Origin of the sequence: Actinobacillus suis ATCC 33415 (genome assembly GCF_000739435.1) — a bacterium.
In the GTDB taxonomy this organism is placed as follows: domain Bacteria; phylum Pseudomonadota; class Gammaproteobacteria; order Enterobacterales; family Pasteurellaceae; genus Actinobacillus; species Actinobacillus suis.
The window spans coordinates 1,199,033-1,224,445 of the sequence record NZ_CP009159.1; the positions used below are offsets into that span (position 1 = coordinate 1,199,033).

27 protein-coding genes are annotated in these 25,413 nt (G+C 37.6%); 12 read left to right on the plus strand and 15 right to left on the minus strand.

Annotated elements, in window-relative coordinates; all coding sequences use genetic code 11:
* Positions 1-13 precede the first annotated feature (13 nt).
* The 6 genes from ASU1_RS05430 to ASU1_RS05455 all read left to right on the plus strand — a co-directional run bounded on the left by ASU1_RS05430 (position 14) and on the right by ASU1_RS05455 (position 4,499).
* Positions 14-529 (plus strand): PTS sugar transporter subunit IIA, encoded by a 516-nt coding sequence (locus ASU1_RS05430; RefSeq protein ID WP_014991786.1) that lies wholly within the window; start codon positions 14-16, stop codon positions 527-529.
* 18 nt (positions 530-547) lie between these two features.
* Positions 548-1,414, plus strand: coding sequence for an RNase adapter RapZ (gene rapZ, locus ASU1_RS05435; RefSeq protein WP_039195195.1), 867 nt, complete (start codon positions 548-550; stop codon positions 1,412-1,414).
* An 88-nt stretch (positions 1,415-1,502) separates the two neighbouring features.
* The gene (locus ASU1_RS05440) at positions 1,503-2,684 is read left to right on the plus strand and encodes an FAD-dependent 2-octaprenylphenol hydroxylase (RefSeq protein WP_014991788.1); all 1,182 of its coding nucleotides are present in this window, start codon (positions 1,503-1,505) and stop codon (positions 2,682-2,684) included.
* A 137-nt stretch (positions 2,685-2,821) separates the two neighbouring features.
* A complete protein-coding gene (locus ASU1_RS05445) occupies positions 2,822-3,301 on the plus strand; it encodes a hypothetical protein (RefSeq protein WP_014991789.1) in 480 nt (159 codons plus the stop codon).
* A gap of 72 nt (positions 3,302-3,373) precedes the next feature.
* Positions 3,374-3,964 (plus strand): hypothetical protein, encoded by a 591-nt coding sequence (locus ASU1_RS05450; protein ID WP_039195197.1) that lies wholly within the window; start codon positions 3,374-3,376, stop codon positions 3,962-3,964.
* Between the two features lie 61 nt (positions 3,965-4,025).
* On the plus strand, positions 4,026-4,499 hold the full coding sequence (locus tag ASU1_RS05455) for a hypothetical protein (RefSeq protein WP_014991791.1): 474 nt from the start codon (positions 4,026-4,028) through the stop codon (positions 4,497-4,499).
* A gap of 34 nt (positions 4,500-4,533) precedes the next feature.
* Here the strand turns inward: ASU1_RS05455 and ubiH are convergent, their stop codons facing one another.
* Genes ubiH through selD form a run of 3 tightly spaced genes read right to left on the minus strand, consistent with a single transcriptional unit; the run spans position 4,534 to position 7,263 of the window.
* On the minus strand, positions 4,534-5,733 hold the full coding sequence (ubiH, locus tag ASU1_RS05460; RefSeq protein WP_014991792.1) for a 2-octaprenyl-6-methoxyphenyl hydroxylase: 1,200 nt from the start codon (positions 5,731-5,733) through the stop codon (positions 4,534-4,536).
* A gap of 9 nt (positions 5,734-5,742) precedes the next feature.
* Positions 5,743-6,198 (minus strand): NUDIX hydrolase, encoded by a 456-nt coding sequence (locus ASU1_RS05465; protein WP_014991793.1) that lies wholly within the window; start codon positions 6,196-6,198, stop codon positions 5,743-5,745.
* Between the two features lie 21 nt (positions 6,199-6,219).
* Positions 6,220-7,263 carry a selenide, water dikinase SelD gene (gene selD / locus ASU1_RS05470; protein WP_081541499.1) on the minus strand — a complete coding sequence of 348 codons (1,044 nt, stop codon included), beginning with the start codon at positions 7,261-7,263 and terminating at the stop codon, positions 6,220-6,222.
* Positions 7,264-7,442: 179 nt separating this feature from the next.
* Here selD and ASU1_RS05475 point away from each other — a divergent pair, with 179 nt between their 5' ends.
* Positions 7,443-8,231: an FtsZ/tubulin family protein gene (locus ASU1_RS05475; RefSeq protein ID WP_014991796.1), complete on the plus strand. Its 789-nt coding sequence runs from the start codon at positions 7,443-7,445 to the stop codon at positions 8,229-8,231.
* 17 nt (positions 8,232-8,248) lie between these two features.
* Entirely contained in the window at positions 8,249-9,109 is an 861-nt protein-coding gene (locus ASU1_RS05480; protein ID WP_014991797.1) for an FtsZ/tubulin family protein, read from the plus strand.
* 41 nt (positions 9,110-9,150) lie between these two features.
* On the opposite strand, the gene ASU1_RS11790 is transcribed toward ASU1_RS05480, so the two are convergent.
* The 7 genes from ASU1_RS11790 to ASU1_RS05515 all read right to left on the minus strand — a co-directional run bounded on the left by ASU1_RS11790 (position 9,151) and on the right by ASU1_RS05515 (position 15,945).
* Positions 9,151-9,891, minus strand: coding sequence for a PP2C family protein-serine/threonine phosphatase (locus tag ASU1_RS11790; RefSeq protein ID WP_014991798.1), 741 nt, complete (start codon positions 9,889-9,891; stop codon positions 9,151-9,153).
* Positions 9,884-10,603, minus strand: a complete 720-nt coding sequence (cobB, locus tag ASU1_RS05490) for a Sir2 family NAD+-dependent deacetylase (protein WP_014991799.1) — start codon at positions 10,601-10,603, stop codon at positions 9,884-9,886. The genes ASU1_RS11790 and cobB overlap by 8 nt, the downstream gene beginning before the upstream one ends.
* A gap of 3 nt (positions 10,604-10,606) precedes the next feature.
* Positions 10,607-11,560, minus strand: a complete 954-nt coding sequence (locus ASU1_RS05495) for a 5' nucleotidase, NT5C type (protein WP_039195201.1) — start codon at positions 11,558-11,560, stop codon at positions 10,607-10,609.
* A gap of 131 nt (positions 11,561-11,691) precedes the next feature.
* Complete coding sequence (locus ASU1_RS05500) at positions 11,692-11,874, minus strand: hypothetical protein (protein WP_005619899.1); 183 nt, start codon at positions 11,872-11,874, stop codon at positions 11,692-11,694.
* 3 nt (positions 11,875-11,877) lie between these two features.
* Positions 11,878-12,846 carry a restriction endonuclease gene (locus ASU1_RS05505; protein ID WP_014991801.1) on the minus strand — a complete coding sequence of 323 codons (969 nt, stop codon included), beginning with the start codon at positions 12,844-12,846 and terminating at the stop codon, positions 11,878-11,880.
* Between the two features lie 76 nt (positions 12,847-12,922).
* Positions 12,923-13,798, minus strand: a complete 876-nt coding sequence (locus ASU1_RS05510; protein ID WP_014991802.1) for an SIR2 family NAD-dependent protein deacylase — start codon at positions 13,796-13,798, stop codon at positions 12,923-12,925.
* 92 nt (positions 13,799-13,890) lie between these two features.
* Positions 13,891-15,945 (minus strand): AAA family ATPase, encoded by a 2,055-nt coding sequence (locus ASU1_RS05515; RefSeq protein ID WP_014991803.1) that lies wholly within the window; start codon positions 15,943-15,945, stop codon positions 13,891-13,893.
* A gap of 259 nt (positions 15,946-16,204) precedes the next feature.
* Between ASU1_RS05515 and ASU1_RS05520 the strand changes: the two genes are divergently transcribed.
* The gene (locus ASU1_RS05520) at positions 16,205-17,188 is read left to right on the plus strand and encodes a virulence RhuM family protein/type II toxin-antitoxin system death-on-curing family toxin (RefSeq protein ID WP_039195205.1); all 984 of its coding nucleotides are present in this window, start codon (positions 16,205-16,207) and stop codon (positions 17,186-17,188) included.
* A gap of 59 nt (positions 17,189-17,247) precedes the next feature.
* Here ASU1_RS05520 and ASU1_RS05525 read toward each other — a convergent pair whose 3' ends face one another.
* Positions 17,248-18,216, minus strand: a complete 969-nt coding sequence (locus tag ASU1_RS05525; RefSeq protein WP_014991805.1) for a helix-turn-helix transcriptional regulator — start codon at positions 18,214-18,216, stop codon at positions 17,248-17,250.
* A 133-nt stretch (positions 18,217-18,349) separates the two neighbouring features.
* Here ASU1_RS05525 and prfB point away from each other — a divergent pair.
* A protein-coding gene (prfB, locus tag ASU1_RS05530) for a peptide chain release factor 2 (RefSeq protein WP_099046803.1) occupies positions 18,350-19,448 on the plus strand; the annotation gives its coding sequence in 2 pieces (ribosomal slippage) (positions 18,350-18,424 and positions 18,426-19,448; 1,098 coding nt in all).
* Between the two features lie 69 nt (positions 19,449-19,517).
* On the plus strand, positions 19,518-20,492 hold the full coding sequence (locus tag ASU1_RS05535) for an AEC family transporter (protein WP_014991807.1): 975 nt from the start codon (positions 19,518-19,520) through the stop codon (positions 20,490-20,492).
* Positions 20,493-20,572: 80 nt separating this feature from the next.
* Here ASU1_RS05535 and ASU1_RS05540 read toward each other — a convergent pair whose 3' ends face one another.
* The 3 genes from ASU1_RS05540 to ASU1_RS05550 all read right to left on the minus strand — a co-directional run bounded on the left by ASU1_RS05540 (position 20,573) and on the right by ASU1_RS05550 (position 23,359).
* Complete coding sequence (locus ASU1_RS05540) at positions 20,573-21,661, minus strand: 5-methyltetrahydropteroyltriglutamate--homocysteine S-methyltransferase (protein WP_014991808.1); 1,089 nt, start codon at positions 21,659-21,661, stop codon at positions 20,573-20,575.
* A 129-nt stretch (positions 21,662-21,790) separates the two neighbouring features.
* Positions 21,791-22,435 carry an orotate phosphoribosyltransferase gene (gene pyrE / locus ASU1_RS05545; protein WP_014991809.1) on the minus strand — a complete coding sequence of 215 codons (645 nt, stop codon included), beginning with the start codon at positions 22,433-22,435 and terminating at the stop codon, positions 21,791-21,793.
* Between the two features lie 81 nt (positions 22,436-22,516).
* Positions 22,517-23,359, minus strand: a complete 843-nt coding sequence (locus ASU1_RS05550; RefSeq protein ID WP_014991810.1) for a 23S rRNA (adenine(2030)-N(6))-methyltransferase RlmJ — start codon at positions 23,357-23,359, stop codon at positions 22,517-22,519.
* 197 nt (positions 23,360-23,556) lie between these two features.
* On the opposite strand from ASU1_RS05550, the gene ampD reads away from it, so the two are divergent.
* Complete coding sequence (gene ampD, locus ASU1_RS05555; protein ID WP_039195209.1) at positions 23,557-24,108, plus strand: 1,6-anhydro-N-acetylmuramyl-L-alanine amidase AmpD; 552 nt, start codon at positions 23,557-23,559, stop codon at positions 24,106-24,108.
* Positions 24,109-24,649: 541 nt separating this feature from the next.
* On the opposite strand, the gene rluA is transcribed toward ampD, so the two are convergent.
* A complete protein-coding gene (gene rluA, locus ASU1_RS05560; RefSeq protein WP_014991812.1) occupies positions 24,650-25,318 on the minus strand; it encodes a bifunctional tRNA pseudouridine(32) synthase/23S rRNA pseudouridine(746) synthase RluA in 669 nt (222 codons plus the stop codon).
* Between the last annotated feature and the right edge of the window lie 95 nt (positions 25,319-25,413).

Sequence of the window (25,413 nt, forward strand, 5' to 3'; positions counted from 1 at the left end):
CAGAGTAAAAATTATGAAATTAACAGAATTTCTGACGATCGAGAACATTCGTCAAGGTGCTTTGATCTCAAGTAAGAAAAGGGCATTAGAATTAGTCGGTAAAATTATTGCGGAGTCACTGAATAAAAGCTGTGGCTGCGGAGAAAGCGAAGGGCTTTGTCCAATCGAGTGTTTTGGTAATCTATTTAAACGAGAAAAGCTTGGTTCTACAAGCTTAAATCATGGCATTGCCTTACCGCACGCAAAATTACCGAGTTCATCAACACTTTCTTTAGAAAAACCGATTGCGGTATTTATCCAGCTTGAAATGCCGATTGACTATGAAGCAAGTGATAATAAAGAAGTTGATTTAATTTATGCGGTTATGTTCCCTGAAGGTCACTGCGAAACATATAAAGGCTGTTTACAACATATTGCACAACGTCTTAGTGATAAAACATTAATAAAACAATTGCGTAGTGCCGAAAGTGCTGAAGAAATTTGGCAATTATTTGAATACGCAGATAATCAAACTATAGAGCAAGATTAATTGCATTAGAGGAAAAGTATGGAATTAGTGATTATAAGTGGGCGCTCCGGTTCAGGTAAATCCGTTGCGCTACGAGCTTTAGAAGACGTAGGTTATTACTGTGTAGATAACCTACCGCTTCCGCTTATTCCTGAATTAGCCTCATTCTTAGCGAGTTCAGAGCGCTCTGCAGTTGTTAGTCTTGATATTCGTAACTTACCGGAAAACCCGGAACGCATCGAAGAATTGCTTAACCAACTTTCACAACTCACGATCAATACAAAATTGATTTTTCTTGATTGTGAACGTAATGCGCTCATCAGACGTTACAGTGACTCCAGACGCTTACATCCTCTGTCGAATAAAGATTTATCCCTTGAAAGTGCGATTGATTTAGAAAGCACTCTGCTTGAACCACTTTTTCACCAAGCCAATTATATTATTGATACTACGAATATTTCTTCACATGAATTAGCGGAGAACTTGCGTAGTCTCTTACGCGGCTCAACCGATAAAGAACTCAAAATCGTCTTTGAATCTTTCGGCTTTAAATACGGTTTACCTGCCGATGCAGATTACGTTTTTGACGTTCGTTTCTTACCGAATCCGCATTGGAATCCTGAATTACGGCCAATGACCGGTTTAGAGCAACCGGTTATCGATTTTTTAGATCGACAAACTGAAGTACACAATTTTATCTACCATACACGTAATTATTTAGAAATGTGGTTGCCGATGTTGGAAAAAAATAATCGCAGCTACCTTACGATTGCTATCGGTTGTACCGGTGGAAAACACCGCTCCGTATTCGTTGCGGAACAATTAGCCAAATATTTTCAAAGTCGAGACAAAGACGTACAAATTCGTCATCGCAGTCTCGAAAAACATCATCGTAAATCTTGCTAATCTAAGCGGTCAGTTTTTCTCAAAATTTTGCAAATTTTTCAAGAAAAACGACCGCTTTTAATTTATACATTCAATAACATAGCACACTATGAAATCAGCAGATATCATCATTATTGGCGGCGGTATGGTAGGGCTTGCACTCGCAGCGCTATTAAAAGATACGGAATGCCAAATCAAGATTATTGAAAAAAATGCGCCGACACTTAGCGATAGCTATTCCAATCGAGTAAGTGCGATTAATGCAACCAGCGAAAAAATGTTACGCCGAATTGGTGCCTTTGATCGCATTGCTGTCGAGCGCTTATCGCCTTACCAACAAATGTTAGTGTGGGAAAAAGACAGTTTTGCCAAAATTCATTTTGACAATAGTCAACCGGAAATTAAGCAATTAGGCGCGGAGCAACTCGGCTTTATTATTGAAAATAATCGAATTCGCCATGCCCTTTGGCAACAAGTCAGCCAACAAACCAATGCGGAAATTATGTTAGCGTCAACACAAACTATCGGTATCAATGAGACAGGCGCATTTTTAACATTAGACAATGGTGAAATGTTAACGGCTAAATTAGTAGTAGCCGCAGACGGTGCCAATTCATGGCTCCGCCAGCAAGCCAACATTCCACTGACAAGTAAAGACTACCAACATACTGCATTAGTCTGTAATGTAAAGACGGCGGAACCTCATCAAGCTATCGCACGCCAAATTTTCTCTCCGGAGAGTATTTTGGCATTTTTACCGCTTGCCGATGAACAACACTGCTCAATTGTTTGGTCTTTAGCGCCGGAACAAGCTGAAATGTTAGTAAGTTGTGATGAAAAACAATTTAATCAAGCTTTAACTATTGCCTTTGATAATCAGCTAGGTATGGTTGAATTGCAAAGTGAGCGTGCAATTTATCCGCTTGTAGCACGTTATGCTCGTGATTTTGCACAAAATCGTATTGCGCTGATTGGGGATGCGGCACATACAATCCATCCGTTAGCCGGTTTAGGAGTAAACTTAGGGTTTGCCGATGCAATTACTCTTGCTCAGGAAATCCAACAACATTTAGTGCTTGGATATGATATCGGTGAATATCGTCACTTACGCCGTTTTGAACGTATTCGTAAAGCCGAAGCGATTAAATTATTGGCTGCAATGGAAAGTTTAAAACAGCTTTTTCATGGCAATAACCCACTTAAGAAATTAATTCGTGGCATTGGCTTAAGTGCAGTGAACCAAGTTCCTCTGCTAAAAAAACAGCTGATTGCTCAAGCAATGAGCATATAATTAAAGTTTAAAAATTACACAATCGACAATCTTATACAAGATTTTACTGAACTAGTCTTTTATCTCATTGTCTATTACCGTTACAATAAACGCCCTTTTCAAAGGGAATTTTTAATCTTACTTTTTAAGGAATACTAATGAAAAAATTAGCAACCATTGGTGCGGTAGCACTCTTAGCATTTAGCGTAACAGCATGTAACAAAGCAGATCCTGCAGCGGATTACAAAAAATTCCAAGAGTGGTATCAAGTTCAAGAACAAACTCAAGCAACTGCACAAGCTGAGTTCCAAAAACAATTAGCTGAAGTGATGGGTCAAGCAGAGAAAGATCCTAAAGCATTAGAAACCGTATTAAATAACTTCGCAGGTAAAGTGCAAGAAACATTAAAAAGCTTAGATGCTGTTGATGTGAAAAGCGAAGAAATTAAAGCATTAAAAGACAAAACTAAAGCCGTTTTAGGTTTATCAAGCGAAGTGCTTTCGGAGCAAGTAAAAGTGATGTCTGCCCCAACAGCGGAAGCGCAACAAGCGATCCAAGCGAAAGCAGCTCAATTAAACCAAGCTGCTCAAGAACTTCAAAAATTACAAGCAGATTTAAAAGCAAAATTTGCTAAATAATTTGCTGATACAATGATAGAATCATAAGGTTAGTGTTGCAAAGCACTAACCTTTTTCATATAGGATAATCACATGAATAAATTTACTAAAATCGGCGCAACCGCGCTATTCGCTTTATTTTTAAGCGCTTGCGATAAACCGGCTAATAAAACAGCTGAAGCACAAGCGACACAAGCAGAAACTAAAGTTGCTGCGGTAGATACCGGTGCACAAGACTACAAAAAATTCCAAGAATGGCAACAGCTACAAGAAAAATCAATTGGCGATGCAATTAATAGTGCAATTGAAAAATTAGGTGATAAAGCAAAAGATGCCGCTCTTATTCAAACAACCATGAATAAAGCGATTCTTGAGCAAATTGAAAATATCCAAAAAAGTGCTGCAACGTTAGAAATCAACGATCCGCAAGTAAAAGCACTTAAAGATAAAGCGCTTGAAGCTATGGCATTAGGTGCAAAAATGATCGCTGAAAACGACAAACTTGCCAAAAATCCAACTCCTGAAGCACACAAGGCGTTTGGTGAATTACAAGCGCAATTAGATAAAATTGCGACGGAAGGTCAAAAAATTGAAGCGGAACTAGCAACTAAATATGGCGCAGCTCCAGCTCCAGCTCCAGCTCCAGCTCCAGCTCCAGCTCCAGCTCCAGCTCCAGCTCAATAATTATATTTTTATCGGCTAGGCAATGCCTAGCCTTTTTCACTCGGCAGCAAACAGCATCAAAATGCACAACATAATAAAAATTATTATTTCTTATTCATTTATATTAGGTCTTATCGGTTGTACAGCGCTGGAAAACCACTCTCCACAGGCTGATTTCCAACGCTTTCATCATTGGGATGAGGTTTACGGAAATGATTATATCCAAGCGACCGTCTTTGCGATGTACGGTTTAGAAACCGCTACAAATAAATATGCGCGCATTGAAACTATGCAAAATTATTTAGAAGAAGTGGATACGATCCAAGCATCGTTGAACTATCTGGATATCCAAAATGATGAAATTTTACCAATTAAAAATATCGGCTTAAGAGCGTTACAATTAAGCCAAGAAACGTTCAGAGATATGATTAAACTAGAATCTCAGCCCAATGAAGCACTGGCGCAATCGGTTCAAGATAAAGGGCGAATCATTACCCAATTAGGTAATGAAATCTCACATGAAAAATTAAAATTAATGAAAAAATATCAACTATAAACAAAAGGACGCCCAAGTGCGTCCTTTTTACTTTTTATTGCCAACCTAAAGCCCTATTTGCAATATTTTCTCGCAATAACTTGCTATGCGAAATCGCAAATAAGCCTAAATTTCTGACCGCTTGTAGCGGTAATAAATCACAAGAAAACAGTGAAATCAGACCGCTTGTTAGAGAAATAATCTCTGCTTGATCTTGCTTTCTCGATTGCTCAAATTGATTAAGCAATATGAACTCGCCCAAATTTTCCCCTTGTTCAAAGGCTTTTGACAATAGTTGTGCAAGGGTAAACAGATCTCGCATACCTAGATTAAAACCTTGTCCGGCAACCGGATGTAATAATTGTGCCGCATTGCCTACAATCGCCAAGCGATGATGAATATGCGATTGCGCTTTTTGCGAAGTGAGCGGATAAACAAACCGCTTACTGACTCGCAAAAACTGCCCTAATTTCCAACCGAATTGCTGCTGTAATTGCGAAAGAAATTCATCATCAGAAAGCTCCATCAAATCTTCAGCTTGTTTCACACACCACACTAATGACATTCGATTATCACTTAACGGCAACAACGCTAACGGACCTTGCGTAGTAAAACGCTCAAAAGCTTGACCTTTATGCGGTTCGCTGATTTCGACATTTGCAATTAAAGCTGATTGTTGATAATCCTTTAATAGCTCAGTTTCAACACCGCACTGCTGAGCGATTTGGGATTGAATCCCATCTGCAGCAATTATCAGCTGTGTTCTAATGTGTTCGCCATTTTTTAACGTAAGCGAAACCTCAGTTTGTGAGCGTTCGAAATGAACTATTTGATTCGGACAAAACCGATGGATATTCGGCTGCTGCTCAATACAAGCGGTCAAATTTTTGCCTAATTTTGCAAGCTCCACCACGACACCTAATTGTACTAAATTCAATTCACTTGCTTTTAATGTCGTTTTACCGAAATGTCCAACATCCGATACTTGAATCTGTTGAATTGGCGTGGCAATTTGCTGAATTTGTTCGGTAAGTGAGCTGCCGACAAGCGGTTGAATTTGAGCAAATTTTTGCAAACTGCCTTGTGCCAACGCAATACTACGTGCATCAAAACCGCCTTGTTGCGCATAATCAGGCAACTGTTTTTCAACGATCGCAATCCGCATCTTATGTTGTGACAAGCTACTTAACGCCAATGCCAACACCGAACCGGTTACCGCTCCGCCGACAATGACCACATCAAACTGCTCTGCCATTTCCACCTCTTATTCAAACACACGTAACACATCAAGCGGATAGCTTTCTCCACTCAAATAATCTTCAATAGACTGGCTAACTAACGGATTACGTTCGCATTGTCCTTCCTGCTGAATAAAATGCTTAAATTCCTCTAAACTCAGCCAAAATCCTTGAGTAATATCGCTATCTTGCGGCGAAATCGGCACAAAATCATCTAATTCAACCGCAAATACAAAACGTAAATAATCGGTCTGTGAACGAGGTGCGTGCCATTGATAAATCTTAATTAAACGTTGGGCTTCGGCACGAATCCCAGTTTCCTCAAATAACTCTCTACTCGCCCCTTCCAACAACGTTTCATTTGCTTCCAAATGCCCTGCCGGTTGGTTTAAGGTTCGTTTACCGTATTCGATTTCTTCCACAAATAAAAATTTACCTTTGCAATGTACCACACAGGCTAAAGTAATATTCGGTTTATGCATACCCGCTCCCCAATTTTCCGCTTAAATGACGTCAATTAACGGCTTCGCACTGTCCGCCTCAAGTAAACGCCCCACTCTAAATAGAGGCACGTTTGCCTGTTTTGCAATTTGTTGTACTTTTTCAACCGCTTGTGGGCGTACGGCAATCAACAAACCGCCGGAAGTTTGCGGATCACACAAAATCGCCTTTTGTTCATCGGTCATAGCTGAAATCAAATGTCCATAGCTGTCAAAGTTACGATTTGTTCCACCCGGTACTGCACCTTGAGCGATATAGTCTTTTACACCGCCTAGCGTATGGACTTCAGCAAAATTCACTTCGGCACGCAGATTAGAGCCTTGGCAGATTTCACTTAAATGCCCTAACAAACCAAAACCGGTAACATCTGTCATTGCCTTCACATCGGATAATTGCGAGAATTTTGCACCAATCAAATTAATCTGACACATTACATCACGTGCAAGATTCTGATGTTCCGCTTTTAATAAACCTTTCTTCTCGGCGGTTGTCAGCACACCGATACCAAGCGGTTTAGTTAAAAATAACTCACAGCCAGCTTCTGCCGAAGCATTCTTTTTCACTTGTTCAGTGCTAACCATGCCGGTTACCGCTAGCCCGAAAATCGGCTCAGGCGAATCAATCGAATGACCGCCGGCTAAGGCAATACCGGCTTGCTGACAAGCAAAACGTCCACCTTCCACAATTTTTTGTGCCACTTCCGCCGGTAACTTGTTTACCGGGAAGCCCAAAATCGCAATCGCCATAATCGGCTTACCGCCCATTGCAAACACATCACTCAACGCATTTGCCGCCGCAATGCGCCCGAAATCAAACGGATCATCCACAATCGGCATAAAAAAGTCCGTCGTGCTGATAATGCCAACGCCATTACCGATGTCATACACAGCGGCATCATCAGCGGTTTCATTACCCACTAATAAATTCGGATCAACAAATTTTTCCAGCTGACTTTGTAAAATTGTCCCTAACACCTTAGGAGAAATTTTACAGCCTCAACCGGCACCGTGACTGTATTGCGTCAAACGAATCGGTTCTTCCGCCATTTTATACCTCGTAATCTATCTCTGAATTCGGTTATTGTACGCCAACAAGCGGTCAGATTTGAGCAATTTTTTGTAAAACCCCATAATGAACGCTAACACGACATGAAATGTCGCACCTATTGGTTACTATTAATATTCAAAAAAATTAAGTGTTCTTATTCTTATATAGGAAAATCAGTATGTTTCGCAAAATTTGTTCTCTTTTCAAATGTTTTAATCGGAAAACTTCACAAACTAAAATCGTTTCACAACCGCAATATAGTAAATCCCCCCAAGTTACAACATTGCCTAAAAAATATAAAAAACGTTATCCGCTCATTACCCTAAAACCCTCTTTAATTACACCCAAAAATAATCGTATAACCGTTACACCTGAAAGTAAGATTCGCTTTATTGGTATTGGTAGTGCAGGACAAAATATCTTAATGGAAGTGGCAAATGTTTTACCCGAACAGGATTATCTGTTAATCAATACCAATCTGATTTCTCTACGTAAATCATCGTTTAATACGCTACATATAGGTAATTCTCCCATTGGTTGCGGACCTGATCCGTTACTTGCTCAAGAAGCGGTGAAGATAAGTGAACCGCAACTTATCGAAGCAGTCACCGGACAAGATATTATCGTTTTATTTTGTGGTTTAGGTGGAGGAAATGGTACGGGTATTGCTCCGGAAATAGCTCGTTTAGCTAAAGCACAAGGCTGTCAAGTTTTGGCATTTATCGTCACTCCTTTTTATTTTGAGGGTAATAAACGTAGCCGATTGGTCTATTTCGCCAAACAGGAATTAGCAACCGCTTGTGATATTTGTGAACTGTTTAATAACAATGATTTATTAAGGCTGGCAGATACAATCACAATGGAAAGTGCAATTCAAACACAAAATGCTCTCATTATTCAACGCATTAAGCATTATCTAGGACTTACAGCTAAACGCCCGTTTCACATCAGTATCTATAAACCATAAGTCCCCTTGGAGGAAATATGTTTGTTCCAATGCAAGAACCAAATAATCTAATTATTCGCCTTATCGGTATTGGCGAATCAGGCGGCAAACTTATTCAGAAAATGATAAAAAAGCCAGCTGAAAATGTGTTTTATATTGCCATTGATCACAATGAACAGCGTTTAAGTAAAGTGATGGCGCATCATAAATTACTTGTAACCTCGGCAGAACAGCAACAAAAATCGATAGAATTACTCAAAGGTGTCGATTTCTTACTGATCTATGTTGATATTGATAATGAAGAAGACTTTAATATTGCTCAAGCATTGATTCAAACAAGCAATAACACGCTTGTAGTGATTGCTGCCCAATATTTACAAGAAAATGCTCAAATTATTGCACGTACAAAAAAACTCCATACTGATCACAGTTGCATAGTACATTTTGACTTACAGAAAGAATGTGAAATTTATCAATTAGCTGAGCAAGAAGCGAAAAATCATCTTGAACAAAGATTAATTCAATTTTCACACCTACCGAATATAATGTCCTGTCCGGGGTTAACTAATATTGATATTCAAGATGTTTGCTCAATCCTTTGGGGAGCGGATAACGCATTTTTCATAATCGAATCTGCGTCCGGAAAAAATAGAGTAGAATTAATTATAAATAAATTTATCGAACAGGCTAAATTTAGATATGCCAGTCAAGTTGATGCTGTCCTTATCGATATGCAATCAGGCTTAAATCTTGAACTTGACGAAATTAATCTAATTCTGGATGGAATTCATTCGATAAGCGATGAAGCCGGCACGATAATTTTCGGTACATCAATATCCGAATCAGATTCGGAAACTCTTACTGTTATGGGGATTTTTGCTTGTGAAACAAGCGGTTAAAAATGTACATTTTCTGCAAAACAAAGCCCTCAAAAGAGGGCTTATCTTCTACACACAATCACTGAGAAATCATCATTAAATCTTTGTCGTTTTACATACTTTCTATAAGCGGTAATTTTTTCTTCAATATTTTCATATTGTTGCCAAATCTGTTCTCGGACCTTTTCTGAGATAAAATCAGTCAGCCCATCAGAACAAAGCAAAATAACTTCCTCTTGTTGTAAATAAAAGGTGTGTGAAAAAATTTGAAAATCCGTTTCTTCAAAATCCACAATTAAGCAAGATTCTAACCCATTATATAGACCTGAATACTCCACATCCTCTATTGCGATTCCATCTGCTTTTAATATTGAAATTAAAGTATGATCTTGGCTTATTTGTTGCCATTTCCCATTTGCTGAAATTTTATAAGCACGACTATTCCCAACATTAACAAGATTAGCTAATCCATCATTGTTAATTTGGCAAGCAACAAATGTGGTGGCACTGCCCCAATATTTTTCTGAATAAGTTTCACAAAATAATTTATGTTGATAACGTAACCAAGAAGCTGAAAGATTTTCGCAAGTTTTTAATTGATTCATAAAAAATCGGCTTGCTAACTGGGAGTTTGTGCTATGAGAAACACCATCAGCAATACCGATTATTACTGATTCTTGCCGTAACGTTACCACGTCTGCTAATTTCAAAATATATTGGTAAACCTCAATGCCATTAAATAATGCATCTTGGTTGACTTTTTTATGTTTAGCCGATTGTTGGGTAAAATAAATATTAAACATATTTATCCAATAATTCTCTCACAAACTTTGGCACAATTTCAGTTGCTTTTCCCTGATGGCTATAATGAAATGAGGAATGTTTTTCACTCGGTTCTAAATTCAGCTCCACCGTCACAGCACCGGCTCGATCCGCAATATTCACAAAGCCTGCTGCCGGATAAACATTACCGGAAGTACCAATCGAGATAAAGTAATCACATTCCCATAAAGCATCTTCAATACAATTCATTTGTAGTGGCATTTCCCCAAACCAAACGATATGTGGGCGCAATTTTTGAGGAGGCTGGCAGCATTGGCACAGGCTCTCATCCGTAATATCTTCTTGCCAGTCATATACCGTTCCCTTTCTTACACAACGTACTTTAAGCAGTTCTCCGTGCATATGTACAACACGTTTACTGCCCGCACGTTCGTGTAAATTATCCACATTTTGTGTGACTAATAAGAAATTATCGCCTAGCTTTTCTTCTAATTCTGCTAAAGCTAAATGTGCTGCATTAGGTTGCACATCTGCATCAAATAACCTTGCTCGGCGTGCATTATAAAAACGTTGTACTAATTCAGGATTACGCATAAATCCTTCAGGGGTTGCAACATCATCGACTTTATGATTTTCCCATAATCCGGTGCTAGCTCGGAAAGTTTCAATCTCTGATTCCGCTGAAATCCCTGCTCCCGTTAGAACTACCACTTTCGGTAAATTTTTATTCATTATTTACTCCTTCAAATTTTTAAGATTACCTTGAATAGTCTCATCTATTTTACGCTTATACTCAAGTCCTCGCCCAGTAGTAGGGTAACTCACAAAACATTTTTCTACTTTTTCTAGTTGAATAAAGGAACATTTTTTAAAATCAGCAAATAAACTTAATGAATTTAAAAATGACGTATTATCTTTAGCATATTCAATAAATTCTCGTGAATACATTTTTTGCCATTTATTTACAATCTGTTTAAATGTTTTATAACGTTTATGATTAATTAAGCAATAAACAATTCCTTCTTGAGTATGAATTTCATAACGCAAACAATTTATTTTCTCTTGTAAAAATGTAGATAAATTGAATGCTGAATGTTCAGGGCGTTTACGTTGTTCTGCGGATAAATCACGTTCTCCATTTGAGTAAATAAAAACTTTTTCGTCTTTTGAGTGTAATGACCAAATACGATTCATTAATTCTAAATTTTCAGCTAACTTAGCTTCGATATTTTTATATAATCTAGCTTCAGACAATAAATAATCTGTAATAGCCTGCCAATCTGCATATTCTTGACCAAGTTGCAAAAGTGTTCCTTTAAAATAGCCCGCACCATTTGCAGTGCGATCATCAATTAAATACTCGCCTACATTTAAATTTTTATGATGACTTAGAATTAAACGTTTATAAAATACATCGCCAAAATATGTTTTAATCCAATTTAATTTATCTGACCAAGCGGTTGGATTTTCCCAAGGTGCTGTTGATAATACGTAAATATCATAATGCGCTTTTAATTGTTCTACGGCTTCTATTGCGCCATTCATTGGTTTCATTAGTGAAAAAATGTGTGGTACTTCATCTAATCGACCTGCATATTGTTGGCGAACTTCATCAGATAATTGTTCGATGCCTGATTTAAAATCAACCAATACATTATCCATATCAATATATAAAATCGGTTTTTGCATTCTTTGCTCCTTTTATGCTTTTCGAAGAATACAATAACTCAAACAACGACAATTAGTGTCGTTACTAAAAAGAAGCGGTGAAATTTTACAAATTTTCTGCAAAATTTCACCGCTTCTTTAGATGATGAAAACTATACTTTTTTCACACTTTTCACTTGTAAATTAAAGTCTTTATACATTCCATTAGCAAAACGTAATACTTTCTGTGTTGCAATCTCCACCGCTTTATATTCCGATTCTGCTTTTACACGCTCCATTGGACTGGCATTTGTATGTCCTTTTTTTCCGCTAAATGTAACTAAATACGTATTCATTGCTTAGCCCTCAATTTCATCAAAGTAGAAAGAATCTAGCTCAATTTGTTTAACAAGTTTTGTTTTTATCCCAATTTTATATTTTTTCACTAATTCGATAATGTCTTCACCATCAATTAACGTGATCACTTTTGAACCCGCTTTCGCTGCTTCTATCGCAGCTCTTGAAAACTCTGATGTTGTGATAAAAATACCATACTCTGCATTGAATTTATCTATCACACCTCGGAACTGATCAATTTCTGGCGATCCGACTTTTGAATTGTTCCAACGTTTAGCTTGGATTGCAACTCTTGAAGTTCTAAGATCATTACTTCTAAAATAACCGTAGCCATCAATGCCACCATCTCTTGATGCAACTACTCCTAATTTTTCATCCATTTCAAAACCTATTTCTTCGAGGATTTTTCGGCAGAATAGCTCAAATTTTTGCGGTTGCATTTCAGCTAAGCGATTTCTCAGCACTGCTTCCCAGCCTTCTTCTAGCTCTTCATCATCATCGCCTATTTCATCAATATGTTTTTCTGGCATAATGTGGGATTCAATATTTAATGGCGTATTAAAGTTTTGAAGTTCTTCTACATCTCTATTTTTCTTTCTATTACCTTTATTTGTTGTCCAATATTCGTGAATTCTTTGTTGAGCTTCTTTATCCATTACATTGTTGAGATCACAAATGATTCCACGTTCTGTTAAGGCTAATTGTCCTCGTTCAGGGAAAGAAATAAAACCTGCGATTTCTAAATTCTTTAAAGTAAATTGAATAATAATATCTAACGGACAATAAGGCCTACCATTTTTCCCAATTTTTCTTTCATCAAAGGCTTCTTCTGGAATTGCTTCTAAATTCTCACGCAATTCAGATCTTAATTTTTTACGTGAACTTTTACCGCCTAATTTACGCAGTTGATCAATAATAGCAGATTCTAAAATGCCCATTTTTTGCCAACGATTCATTTCTTCAAAATTCATACTCTATACCTTTTCAGTTTGTTAAAATAAAAACGAAAATACTGCAAATCAATCAATCAATCAATCAATCAATCAATCAATCAATCAAGCGTTGTATTTTTATACTATTTTTAATAGTTTTATTTTGCTTTTCTTGCCACATAGTATTTAGCATTTTTAGTGCTTCAAGAATATTCATTTCTAAACTCAAAAAGTGCATCTTTGGAACGCCTGCATCCAGTTTATTGATTCGAATAAAACCAGCTTTTTTAGCTTTGGCTGTGCTTTCAGAAAATCGGCGAACTGTGGGAATCGCTTTTCCTGCCCCAAGCTCAATAACCACCAAATTTTTTACTTGCTTTAACCAATCACGCAGTGCAATTTCTTTCGGTGCATAATGTTGTTCGCAGAATAAATAATCATCAAACATTAATACGTTTTGGCGAGCCATTTCCCCACAATGGGGACAAATTGGTGTTTTATTTAATACTCGGCATTGCTGATCATCTGTGATTGGTTGAAAATCCGTTACCCAACTTTCATCATTACAGTTATAAAAGCATTGCGTACGAAAAATTGTGCCGTGAATTTCATACACTCGTTCATCTGAAAAGCCCGCCTTTTGAAAAGCACCATCAACATTGCTGGTATAAACAAAATAGCCATTCGGCATTTTTTCTGCCCACGCTTTTAAAATTGCATATCCCTCGTGTGGTGGTGTTTGGCGATATTGATTCAAACGATGCCCCCAAAACCAATAAGATAAATCGGGTCGTTCAATATATGCTTTTGGCGTTGCGATTTGCATAAAAGAGAGATGAAATTTTTCTAAGGGCGGATAAGCATTCCATAATCCGCCTGAACTACGGAAATCAGGTAACCCTGAATCTGTGCTCATTCCAGCACCCGCCGTAATTAAGATTCCATCTGCTTTGGCTAACAAAGAAATCGCATAATCAAGATCGTTTTTCATTTTTACTCCTGTTTTATTTCCATTTTTTATAATCCAGCGACAAATTATGTCGCTTAACAAAAATAAACTGTTAAAAATCGCAATAAACGAACTTAAAAACCAATTCTTCTAGATACTTTTCCCTGTTTAAGGCGACATTCATCTTCCAATGCATCAATCCATTCATTCTCATTTTCAAAAGGAGCAAAACGGTGACGGCGAGCCACAGCAGCAAAATCACCTTGTGTTAACATAGGAAGTCGTTCAATTTTTTGCTGAACATTTTCTGTAAAATTCAATTCAAATTTAGCCGCTTGAATTTTAGCTAATGCAACACTTTGCTGCGGTTTGAGGTAATCAAACTGTAATTTTAAATCGAAACGGCGAAGTGCTGCCGGATCAAGCTCATCAAGCAAATTGGTTGAAATCACCATTAAACCTTCAAATTTTTCAATTTGTGTGAGCATTTCATTGACTTGGCTATGCTCCCAACTACGTTGTCCGCTTTGTCGAGTAAACAGAAAACTATCCACCTCATCTAAAATCAGTAACATATTCTCATTTCTTGCTCGTTCAAAAGCAGCTGCAATTTTTTGCTCCGTTCCTCCTACATACATATCCAATAAATCAGATCCTTGTAATACAAGCGGCTGCATTTCAAGCTCTTGTGCCAACCATTTTGCCCATGCAGTCTTACCTGTTCCCGGTACACCATAACAGCAAATTCGTCCGCATTTTGTTTGTTTTAATCCTTTACTGATTTTATAAATATCCGCTTTACACGAAACGAAATCCAAAGAATAGTCTGCTTGTAGGCTTTCAGTAAGCGGTTCGATTTTCTTAAAACCTTGTGCCTGCAATGTTTGATTAAATAGCGTTCTGGTCTGTTCGGCAAAGGCTACTTGACTATTAGGTTCAAGGCTGGTAACGACTTTTAATGTCCGTTCTAATATTGCCGGAGATAAGTATGGAATTTTCGCAAAATGCTGAATATAACGTTCAGATAACTGTTCTCCGGCTAAGTTACGAATTAAATGTTCTTTCTGCTTATAAGGTAAATCAGGCATTTCAAAAATAATATCAAAACGGCGTAAATAGGCGTTGTCCATACTATTGATATCATTTGAAATCCAAATCATAGGTACATTATTATTTTCTAAAAAATGGTTTACCCACGCTTTATTCGATTGTGCAACTGAACGTTCAAATAAACCGGCTGAAAATACATCTTCAATCTCATCAAAAATGAGCATACTGCTACGATCCGTTAACAATTTTTGTGCCAATACACAGCTATTCAGACGAGTCTTCGCATTTAACGTTTCACCATCGCTATCTGAGAAATGTAGCATATAGGTATCAATTTGAAGTAACTTACCTAATAAAGTTGCAAATTCTGTTTTACCCGTTCCCGGTAAGCCGTGAAGTAAAATATTTACACCTTTTTTATGCGTATCTACCGCTTGTCGGAGATAATTCAGCATAATTTGTTGCATGGATTGAATATGTTCAAAATCAGCTAATGTCAAATGTGGCTCTGCCGCCGGAATTAAGCAACGAGCTAATAGACTTTTTTCCGTTAACGGTTCATTAAGAAATTCATCAAAATCTAATGTGTCTCCCCATTCTAAATAACCTTCAAGATCAGTATTATGGCAAGATTGCTCAATTAACCCATAAGTTTTTAATTTTTGATTTTTTGCAAGTGCTAATTTAACCGCTGATTTATCTAGTGAACATAATTTACTGATCCAGCCAATCGCAGAAGTAATATTTACCGAACCTAAAAAATTAAACCCGTTTTCAATGATCTCTTCATGCTTTAAGTGAAAAACTAATGTAAAAATCGCTTTTTCAACCTCATTCAACTCAATATATTGCGTTAATTTATTAATATTTTGATAAGCAATTTCTAACTCACTCGGCACGGAGAAAGGGCATTTTTTAATTTCTTGATAACGTTTTTGCAGCAGTAATTTCACACTCGAAATACTTTCTTGATTATCCCATTCATTATTCAAACCTAACGCATAAGCTAATGTATCATCACTCCAACCATGGGAACGAAAAAAGTGATTAAAGCCATTATGTTCACATAAAATCTTAAGCAAAAGTTTTTCAGAAAAAAGGGATACAGTTGGTGGATTTAAATTATATTCGCTACTCATAAAACGGCTCCTTTTGCTGATTTCACATCAGTAATAATAAATAATATTACGACAATATATGTCGTTTTCCACTTAAAACACTCTTACAAAATATGTGACACATTATGTCGCAATATCAATTACCCTCTCAAATAACACACCTTTAATAACTGAGCAGAATCACTGAATTTTTGTAAATTTTCGATCTACATAGCAAAACTATTCAAATATTTTTCCGCATATTCCACTAAGGTAATGATGTCAATAAAAGGAGAAAGATATGACAAATCCAATCGAAATCTATCAAGCCGAAGACGGCTCAATGCAAGTTGAAGTTCGCTTTGAAAATGAAACAGTTTGGCTTTCACAAGCTCAAATGGCGAAGATTTTTGAAACCTCAACAGATAATATCAGTTTACATTTAAAGAATATTTTTAAGGAGAAAGAACTAGAAGAAATTCGAACTACCAAGGATTTCTCGGTAGTTCGATTGGAGGGTAATCGTAAAGTTACCAGACAAGTCAAACACTATAATCTTGATGCCATTATTTCTGTTGGCTATCGTGTAAAATCCAAATCCGCCACTCAATTCCGTATTTGGGCGACCACTCGTTTAAAAGATTATTTAACGAAAGGCTATGCCATTAATCAAAAACGTTTGCAACAAAATGCCTATGAATTGGAACAAGCCTTAGCTTTAATTCAAAAAACAGCAAACTCTTCGGAATTGACGATTGAAAGCGGGCGGGGGTTGGTCGATATTGTCAGTCGCTATACTCATACGTTTTTATGGTTGCAACAATATGATGAAGGATTGCTAATCGAACCTAAAGTTCAAGTCGGAGGAAAATTACCAACCATTGAACAAACTAAACAAGCATTACACGAATTAAAGCAACAATTAATGGTTCGAGGAGAAGCCTCCGAGTTATTCGGGCTTGAGAGAGATAACGGACTTTCCGCTATTTTAGGTAATCTTGAACAAACCGTATTCGGTGAACCGGCTTATCCAAGTATTGAGGCAAAAGCAGCACATTTACTCTACTTCGTCGTCAAAAATCACCCGTTTGCTGATGGAAATAAACGAAGTGGTGCTTTCTTATTTGTCGATTTTCTCCATAGAAATCAACGCTTATTTAATCAAAACAATATTCCGATTATTAACGATACCGGGCTTGCCGCTCTAACATTATTAGTTGCCGAATCCAATCCAAAGCAGAAAGAAACTTTAATTAGATTGATAATGCATATGTTAAAACGCTAAAGTTAGACGGTAAGATTCACAAGATTTATTATAAATCTTACCGCTTGATTTATTCTCAACTATCCCCAAATTGCCTCTCTTTCAATATCCCAAATATCCGTTCCAAATTTACGAATCCACCAAGTCAGCATTTCATTGTCGGGAACAGTGGCTTGGATTCGGTAAAACGCTTCAGTTTCTTCTAAAATTTGCTGATCTTTTGAAAGCGGTGTTTCAGTTAAATGAAAACCTGCCGAATGAGAAATAGAGAAAGTCAGCTTGACCATACTACCGTCACCAAAACCGAAATTCCCCTGCTCTTGATAGTGTTTAAGATTAAAATCTTTCGGATATTCAAAACTGAAAGTCGAAACTGCTGCTTTTTTAATACGATGTAAGGCAAGATGACGATAATTTTCAAACCCCTCATATTGCACAACTAAATACATTGCACCACCTTGTTGAACCAAAGCAAGCGGCATCACTTGCGCTTTATTTTTCTTACCGTGCTGATTTTGATATTCAACATTCAATAATTTATTTTCAAATAATGCCGAACTGACTGCTTCAAAAATATCAGGAGAAACTTTCGCAGGAAGCAATGGCTGGCTGGTCGGTACGCTGCTAACTTTATCCAACCATTTATATTCAAGCGTTTCTTTACCAAATTGTTTTTGATAACGTGCTTCATCAAAAAACGGTTTGAGGGATTTCATTAAATTCGCCGGCAACAGATTCTTTAAATGTTCCTCAGCCAACATTAATAATAAAGATTCGTGAGCAGTTAACGTAGAAATTGCCAGTCCTTTCGCTTGTTCTTTCCAACGATAAGCATGCTGAATATCACGATCATCTTTTTCAATATCAAAATGTGCACATAAAATATTTAATGTTCTCTGTACGGTACGAATATCTTTATCGAAACCGAGTTCTTCTAATTGGGAATGTAATTGCTTTGCAGTAATGTAACGCCCTTTTCCCTTTGGAATACGACGTAAGATTTCCAATTGGAAAAGAGTATTATGAATATTTTGGGGACGTTTAGGCATAAGTTATTCCTTGATTTTTTTATTTATTATAGCAATAGCAGGCGGTTAAAATTGAGCAATTTTTTGCAAAAATCCCCAAAAAAATGACCGCTTGCGCTATAATTCTCGGTCAATTTTAAAAGAGGGAAAAATAATGTTTGAACTGAATCCAATTAAAACTCAATTAGCCGATTTAACTGAGCGTACCAACGTACTTCGGGGGTATCTTTGACTTTGATGCCAAAGTCGAACGCTTAGAAGAAGTCAATGCTGAATTAGAACAGCCGGAAATCTGGAATACGCCGGAAAAAGCGCAAGCATTAGGTAAAGAACGCTCTGCATTAGAAATGGTGGTCAATACGATTCGAGCATTGGATCAAGGTGTGGAAGATGTTGAAGGCTTAATCGAATTAGCCGTAGAGGCGGAAGACGAAGATACGTTTAATGAAGCACAAGCTGAAGCCAACGAATTAGAAGAAAAATTAGCGAAGCTTGAATTTCAACGTATGTTTAGCGGTCAGCATGATGCGGCGGATTGTTATGTCGATTTACAAGCAGGTTCTGGCGGTACCGAAGCGCAAGACTGGACGGAAATGTTACTGCGAATGTATTTACGTTGGGCGGAAAGCAAAGGCTTTAAAACCGAATTAATTGAGGTGTCGGACGGTGATGTTGCCGGTTTAAAATCGGCAACCGTTAAAATTACCGGCGAATATGCGTTCGGTTGGTTACGTACCGAAACCGGTATTCACCGTTTAGTGCGTAAATCGCCATTTGATTCGAATAACCGCCGTCATACTTCGTTTGCTGCTGCCTTCGTTTATCCGGAAATCGATGACGATATTGATATCGAGATCAACCCAGCGGATTTACGTATTGATGTGTACCGTGCGTCCGGTGCGGGCGGTCAGCACGTTAATAAAACCGAATCGGCGGTACGTATTACCCATATTCCATCCGGTATTGTGGTGCAATGTCAGAACGGCCGTTCGCAACACCAAAACAAAGATCAATGTATGAAGCAGCTTAAAGCGAAATTATACGAGATGGAAATGATGAAGAAGAATGCGGAAAAACAAGCGATGGAAGAAAGTAAATCAGATATCGGTTGGGGCAGCCAAATTCGTTCATACGTATTAGATGATTCACGTATTAAAGATTTACGTACCGGTGTTGAAAACCGCAATACTCAAGCGGTGCTTGACGGTGATTTAGATAAATTTATTGAAGCCAGCCTTAAAGCAGGGCTTTAATGACAAGCGGTTGAATTTGTAAAAATTTCTACAAATTTGACCGCTTGTTTGTTTTTACGAGGAATATCCATGTTCTTAGAAGCCCTTCAATTCAGTATTAGCACGACCTTGCCGACCATTTTATTAATGTTTGCCGGTATATTGTTGCGCCGCAAAAAATATATTGATGACCATTTCTGCAATATGGCATCGAAAAGCCTGTTTAATTTTGCAATTCCTACCTTGCTCTTTTTAAATATGCAAAAAGGCGAGCTGAATTATGCTGCGAATATTCCGCTGATTCTGACCGCGATTATCGGCACGCTGACAATCTACCTTATTGCCGAATGGTGGGCAGGGAAATATATTGCAGACAAGCCATTTCGTGCTGTTTTCACTCAAGGAACGTTTCGTAGCAACATTGCTATCCTTGGTTTGGCACTCATTATGAATGCCTATGGTAATGCGGCAATGACAGCTGCTTCGATTTACGTTGCGGTATCTGTAATTTTATTCAATACGTTAGCGGTTATCACACTAACTAAGGCATTTAATGACGGCAAACCTAAGCTCTGCAAATTATTTATTTCCATTTTGAAAAATCCGTTGATTATTGGTTTGGTACTTGGGCTTATCTTCAATGAACTCAAATTGGAATTACCGACGCCGTTACTGAAAACTGGGCAAGCTATTGGCGGACTAACGCTGCCATTGGCGCTTATTTGTACCGGCGCAAGTATTGATTTTAAACAGCTACGCAAATTTAAAAAGGGCGAAGGTAGTACAACTAACCGTTTAGTTTTGCTTTCTGCGAGCATTCGCTTATTTGCCGCCCCTGTTTTCCTATTTAGTTTAGGTAAATGGGTTTTCGACTTATCACCAATGGAGCTCGGTATCGTCTTTCTTAGCACCTCAGCACCGACTGCCGCCGCCACTTATGCAATGATTCGTAATTATGGCGGTGATGCTGTTTCTACGGCTAATTTAATTGGTATTACAACAGTCGGTTCAATGTTTACTTCTAGTTTGGGTTTGCTGATCTTACGCCAACTTGGCTGGGTGTAACTTGTAAAAAAACCATAAAAAATGACCGCTTGCATATCTAACAAGCGGTCATTTTTACTTAAAAAGTTGCCAATAAAGAATTAATCTTCGCCCCACACTTCTTTAGCAATTTCTTCAACGTGACGTACTTTTGCCCATTGCTGCTCTTCGGTCATCACATTACCTTCTTCAGTTGAAGCAAAGCCACATTGCGGACTTAAACAAAGTTGCTCAAGCGGTACATATTTCGCTGCTTCGGCAATACGAGCTTTAATCGCTTCTTTGTCTTCTAATTCCGGGAATTTTGAGCTCACTAAACCTAACACTACACGGCCTTTATTGTTCGCAAAATGTTTTAATGGTTCAAAACCACCTGAACGTTCATCATCATACTCTAAGAAGTAACCGTCATAATTGGTTTGACCGAATAAGCCGTCAGCGATTGGATCATAAGCACCTTCTAATAAATAAGAAGATTTATAGTTACCACGACAAACGTGAGTCGTAATAGTTAGATCTGCCGGTTTGTCCGCTAAAATCGCTTGAATATTCGCAACGGCTTGTGCTTTATCCGCTTCAAAGGTCGGTTGCTGATAATTATTGCAGAGTGAGCCCCAATACACGTCATCAATTTGTAAATAACGGCAACCCGCATCATAGAATGCTTTAATTGCGTCTTTATAAGCCTGTTGCACATCTTTAGCAAATTCTTCACGGGTTGCGTAGATACCGTGATCCCATTGTGCCGGATACATTAATTGATTCGGACTTGGAATCGTGAATTTCGCTACCGCTCTGCCTGCCACAATCGCATTGAATTTTTTGAAATGTGCAAGGAATGGATGGTTTGGGTTCCAAGATACTTTTCCACAACAGCGAGTGTTGTAAGGACGCACTTCTACACCTTTGAATGCATAAGCTTTTTCAGGTACATAACCTTCGATTCCGTTCAAGTTTTCTAAGAAATCGATGTGCCACCAAGAACGATGGAATTCACCGTCTGTTACCACTTGAATGCCTGCATCTAATTGTGCTTGTACTAATTTTTTTACTTCTTCTTCAACAATCGCATCACGTGCTTCAAGAGAAATTGTGTCAGCTTTGTAATCTGCATGCGCTTTTTTCCAAGCGTCTGTTCTTAAATATGAACCCACTGTGTCCGCATGAAAAGGTAATGTTGTATTTGCCATGTTTTACTCCGTATATTCTTATTTGTTATCACTGAGATTAATTTAAGTGAAATTTCATTTCAGAACAAGCCCAGTTGATGCTTTTCTCAGATGAAAGTTATCTTCACTCATTATGAATAAAATTCATAATCACTTAACGCCATATTGCTCACGATATGCCTTCATTGCAGCTAAATATGGTGTATATTGCTCTGATTTCTCAATAAATGACAGTAAATCATCAAAATCGACAATCGAAAAAACTTGGCAACCGTAATCACGTTCAACTTCTTGAATCGCAGAAAGTTCACCTTTGCCCTTTTCCTTACGGTTTAACGCAATCAATACACCGGCTAACTCCGCTTGGTTTGCATTAATGATTTCCATCGACTCACGAATTGCCGTGCCAGCGGTAATTACATCATCCACCAATAAAATACGCCCTTTTAAAGATGAGCCGATAAGATTACCGCCCTCACCATGATCTTTCGCTTCTTTACGATTAAAACAGCAAGGCTTATCCACATCAAATTGATTTACTAACGCAACTGCAACTGTAGTCGCAATCGGGATACCTTTATAAGCCGGCCCGAAAAGTACATCAAAATTTAGACCGCTTGCTTGGATCGCTTGCGCATAAAACTCGCCGAGTTTGGCAAGATCTCTGCCGGTATTGAATAAACCTGCATTAAAAAAGTAAGGGCTTTTTCTGCCGGATTTCAAGGTAAATTCACCGAATTTTAAAACATTACGGCTTAATGCAAATTCAATAAAATCGTGTTTATATTGTTCCATGTTTATCCTCTATAAGCGGTTATTTTTACTAAAAAAATTGCAAAAAAATCCCCTAACCTAATAAAAGGCTAGGGGAAAAGATTATTCAGGAGTAATCCATTCAACAGACCAACTACCCGTACCCTCCGGCACAAGCACTTCCGTTAAATAAGGTAGAATTTTTTTCATCTGACTTTCTAATTGCCACGGCGGATTAATCACTATCATACCGCTTGCCGTCATACCTCGTTGATCCGAATCCGGACGCACCGCCAATTCAATTTGTAAAATTTTGCGGATACCGGTATCAGCTAAACCACGCACAATACGTTTAGTATGCTGACGTAACACCACCGGATACCAAATCGCATAAATCCCCGTAGCAAAACGTTTATAGCCTTCCTCAATTGCTTTCACCACCAACTCATAATCTTCTTTTAATTCATACGGCGGATCGATTAAGACAAATCCACGACGTTCTTTCGGCGGTAATGCGGATTTTAATTGCTGAAAACCGTTTTCACGCTTAGTCACCACATTCGCTTTCTTGGCAAATTCTTGACGTAATAATGGAAAATCATTCGGATGTAGCTCGGTTAAAATTGCACGATCTTGTGGGCGTAACTGATTAACCGCCAACAAAGGAGAACCTGCGTAATAACGTAACTTATCGCCTTTATTAATTTTTTTCAGTTCGTTAATGTATAGCGTTACTTCTTCCGGTAAATCTGTACGTTCCCATAAACGGGCTACACCTTCTAAGTACTCTCCGGTTTTCTCCGACTCTGCACTCAATAAACTATAACGCCCAACACCGGAATGAGTATCAAGATAAAGAAAGCCTTTATCTTTCTGTTTTAATGATTGTAAAATCAAAAGTTGAACAATATGTTTCACAACATCGGCGTGGTTACCCGCGTGGAAGCTATGGCGATAACTAAGCATAATTCTCTCTTTTTTCAATAAGTTAATTCGTTAATTTTAACACGGAATAGCATAGAAAACACAGAAATGTAACACAATTTGAGATTACGTTGCGTAATGTTTTATGTGAAAACAATATTTTCATGAACGATTGTTCAGTAATTTTTTCATGCTTCCACTTCATCACGCTTAACACCAGAATAAACATAAGGCAGAATATGAATCTTACTATTCAAAACGGAAAATTAATTCACCAACGACAAGTTCCATCCACACATTTTAATCAACGACCTCAAGAAAATGATATTTCATTATTAGTTATTCATTATATTAGCCTCCCCCCAGAAGAATTTGGTGGAAATTTTATCGACCAATTTTTTCAAGGAAATCTAGATCCGACCATTCATCCTTATTTTGAAGAAATAAAAGATTTACGTGTTTCTGCGCATTGTTTAATTAATCGCAAGGGAGAAATTACCCAATATGTGAATTTTAATGATATGGCATGGCATGCTGGATTATCCGAATTTAACGGGCGAGATAAATGCAATGAATATTCGATAGGTATCGAATTAGAAGGGAGTAACAACCAGCCTTTTACAGAACAGCAGTATCAATCACTCGCAGCGCTAACCAAGGAAATTATGGCGGCGTATCCGGCTATTACACCTGAGCGTATTGTCGGCCATAATGACGTTTCTCCCGGTAGAAAAATCGACCCTGGTCAATATTTCAATTGGGAATATTATATAACATTAATAACTAAATAAAATTTATAATATATTTTTAATATAAAGTTGAAATATTTTAATAATTATTTATTAATAACAAAATTCAAAATAAAAAAAGGGCTAGGTGATTAGCCTAGCCAATAAGATAATATAATGAATAAAATTTTCTTAGTTATTTAACGACTGTCCCCTCTGCAATTATGTGGTATTGCCGAAGTTACGAAATATATTCTATTCTAAATAAAATAAATTACAAGCTATTTTTAAATGAAAGATAAATTATTTTTCATCTTTCGTTTCAAAACTTATTTTTTAAACAAAATGTATAATTGAACTATGTTCAGTTTAAGAATCTTTTCTTACACTCCTATATTAAAAAATAAAAACATACACTAATTTAATATTCAGCATTAAAAGCAAAAAAAAGCTAGTTCCGAAGAACTAGCCAATATTAGGAATGAATAAAATTTTCTAAGCCATCTGATGACAGCCTGTTTCATGACAAGGGCTAACTTGCCTAAAACAGTTACATAATAACGTTAATTTACACTAAAGTAAAGTTATTTAAACAAAAATTTACTTAAAAATCAGCTAACGCACTAAAGGTCATCACTTCACCGCTAATCGGGTGCGTAATAGTTAAGCTTTCTGCGTGTAAACACAATCTAGGTGCTAAACTTTTAGCTAATGGATTAGCATAAAATTTATCACCGAGAATCGGATGTCCTAACGCAAGCGAATGCACTCTTAGCTGATGTGAACGACCGGTAATCGGGGTAAGCTTCACTCGAGTGGTATTATTCGGTAAATGTGCCAATACTTCATAATGCGTAATCGCCTTTTTACCTCGTTCATAGCAAATTTTCTGACGAGGACGATTTTCCCAGTCACAAATCAGTGGAAAATTCATTTCACCGGTATCACCGACCTTTTCGCCTAATTTGCCCCAAAGCAAAGCGATATAATGCTTTTTCGGTTCCCTGTCACGAAACTGACGCTTCAACTCTTTTTCCGCCGCTTTGCTGAGTGCAAATAACAGAATGCCGCTGGTTGCCATATCCAAACGGTGTGCCGGTTCGGTAAAACCGTATTTCTGCTGCACACGTGTCATTGCACTGTCATAATACTCAGGGCGATTGCCCGGTACTGAAAGCAACCCACTCGGTTTATTAATCACTAAAATATGATTATCACGATAAACTTCCGTTAAAAACGGTTCAAGTGGGGGATGATATTCAATTAATGCCATTTTTCTTACCATAAAAAACACGGAATGGACGAATACAAGAAACAAGCGGTGAATTTTGAACTTTTTTCTGCAAATTCACGCTTATCGTATTTCCG

Excerpts from the sequence above, each read along its gene's own strand:
- ASU1_RS05450 (WP_039195197.1), top strand. The coding sequence starts at position 3,374 with ATGAATAAATTTACTAAAATCGGCGCAACCGCGCTATTCGCTTTATTT.
- ubiH (WP_014991792.1), bottom strand. The coding sequence starts at position 5,733 with ATGGCAGAGCAGTTTGATGTGGTCATTGTCGGCGGAGCGGTAACCGGT.
- ampD (WP_039195209.1), top strand. The coding sequence starts at position 23,557 with ATGAATCTTACTATTCAAAACGGAAAATTAATTCACCAACGACAAGTT.
- ASU1_RS05510 (WP_014991802.1), bottom strand. The coding sequence starts at position 13,798 with ATGAAAAACGATCTTGATTATGCGATTTCTTTGTTAGCCAAAGCAGAT.
- ASU1_RS05430 (WP_014991786.1), top strand. The coding sequence starts at position 14 with ATGAAATTAACAGAATTTCTGACGATCGAGAACATTCGTCAAGGTGCT.
- ASU1_RS05525 (WP_014991805.1), bottom strand. The coding sequence starts at position 18,216 with ATGCCTAAACGTCCCCAAAATATTCATAATACTCTTTTCCAATTGGAA.
- rapZ (WP_039195195.1), top strand. The coding sequence starts at position 548 with ATGGAATTAGTGATTATAAGTGGGCGCTCCGGTTCAGGTAAATCCGTT.
- ASU1_RS05535 (WP_014991807.1), top strand. The coding sequence starts at position 19,518 with ATGTTCTTAGAAGCCCTTCAATTCAGTATTAGCACGACCTTGCCGACC.
- ASU1_RS05550 (WP_014991810.1), bottom strand. The coding sequence starts at position 23,359 with ATGCTTAGTTATCGCCATAGCTTCCACGCGGGTAACCACGCCGATGTT.
- ASU1_RS05465 (WP_014991793.1), bottom strand. The coding sequence starts at position 6,198 with ATGCATAAACCGAATATTACTTTAGCCTGTGTGGTACATTGCAAAGGT.
- cobB (WP_014991799.1), bottom strand. The coding sequence starts at position 10,603 with ATGAATAAAAATTTACCGAAAGTGGTAGTTCTAACGGGAGCAGGGATT.
- ASU1_RS05540 (WP_014991808.1), bottom strand. The coding sequence starts at position 21,661 with ATGGCAAATACAACATTACCTTTTCATGCGGACACAGTGGGTTCATAT.
- ASU1_RS05500 (WP_005619899.1), bottom strand. The coding sequence starts at position 11,874 with ATGAATACGTATTTAGTTACATTTAGCGGAAAAAAAGGACATACAAAT.
- ASU1_RS05505 (WP_014991801.1), bottom strand. The coding sequence starts at position 12,846 with ATGAATTTTGAAGAAATGAATCGTTGGCAAAAAATGGGCATTTTAGAA.
- ASU1_RS05520 (WP_039195205.1), top strand. The coding sequence starts at position 16,205 with ATGACAAATCCAATCGAAATCTATCAAGCCGAAGACGGCTCAATGCAA.
- ASU1_RS05515 (WP_014991803.1), bottom strand. The coding sequence starts at position 15,945 with ATGAGTAGCGAATATAATTTAAATCCACCAACTGTATCCCTTTTTTCT.
- ASU1_RS05480 (WP_014991797.1), top strand. The coding sequence starts at position 8,249 with ATGTTTGTTCCAATGCAAGAACCAAATAATCTAATTATTCGCCTTATC.
- ASU1_RS05445 (WP_014991789.1), top strand. The coding sequence starts at position 2,822 with ATGAAAAAATTAGCAACCATTGGTGCGGTAGCACTCTTAGCATTTAGC.
- pyrE (WP_014991809.1), bottom strand. The coding sequence starts at position 22,435 with ATGGAACAATATAAACACGATTTTATTGAATTTGCATTAAGCCGTAAT.
- ASU1_RS11790 (WP_014991798.1), bottom strand. The coding sequence starts at position 9,891 with ATGTTTAATATTTATTTTACCCAACAATCGGCTAAACATAAAAAAGTC.
- ASU1_RS05475 (WP_014991796.1), top strand. The coding sequence starts at position 7,443 with ATGTTTCGCAAAATTTGTTCTCTTTTCAAATGTTTTAATCGGAAAACT.
- rluA (WP_014991812.1), bottom strand. The coding sequence starts at position 25,318 with ATGGCATTAATTGAATATCATCCCCCACTTGAACCGTTTTTAACGGAA.
- ASU1_RS05440 (WP_014991788.1), top strand. The coding sequence starts at position 1,503 with ATGAAATCAGCAGATATCATCATTATTGGCGGCGGTATGGTAGGGCTT.
- ASU1_RS05495 (WP_039195201.1), bottom strand. The coding sequence starts at position 11,560 with ATGCAAAAACCGATTTTATATATTGATATGGATAATGTATTGGTTGAT.
- ASU1_RS05455 (WP_014991791.1), top strand. The coding sequence starts at position 4,026 with ATGCACAACATAATAAAAATTATTATTTCTTATTCATTTATATTAGGT.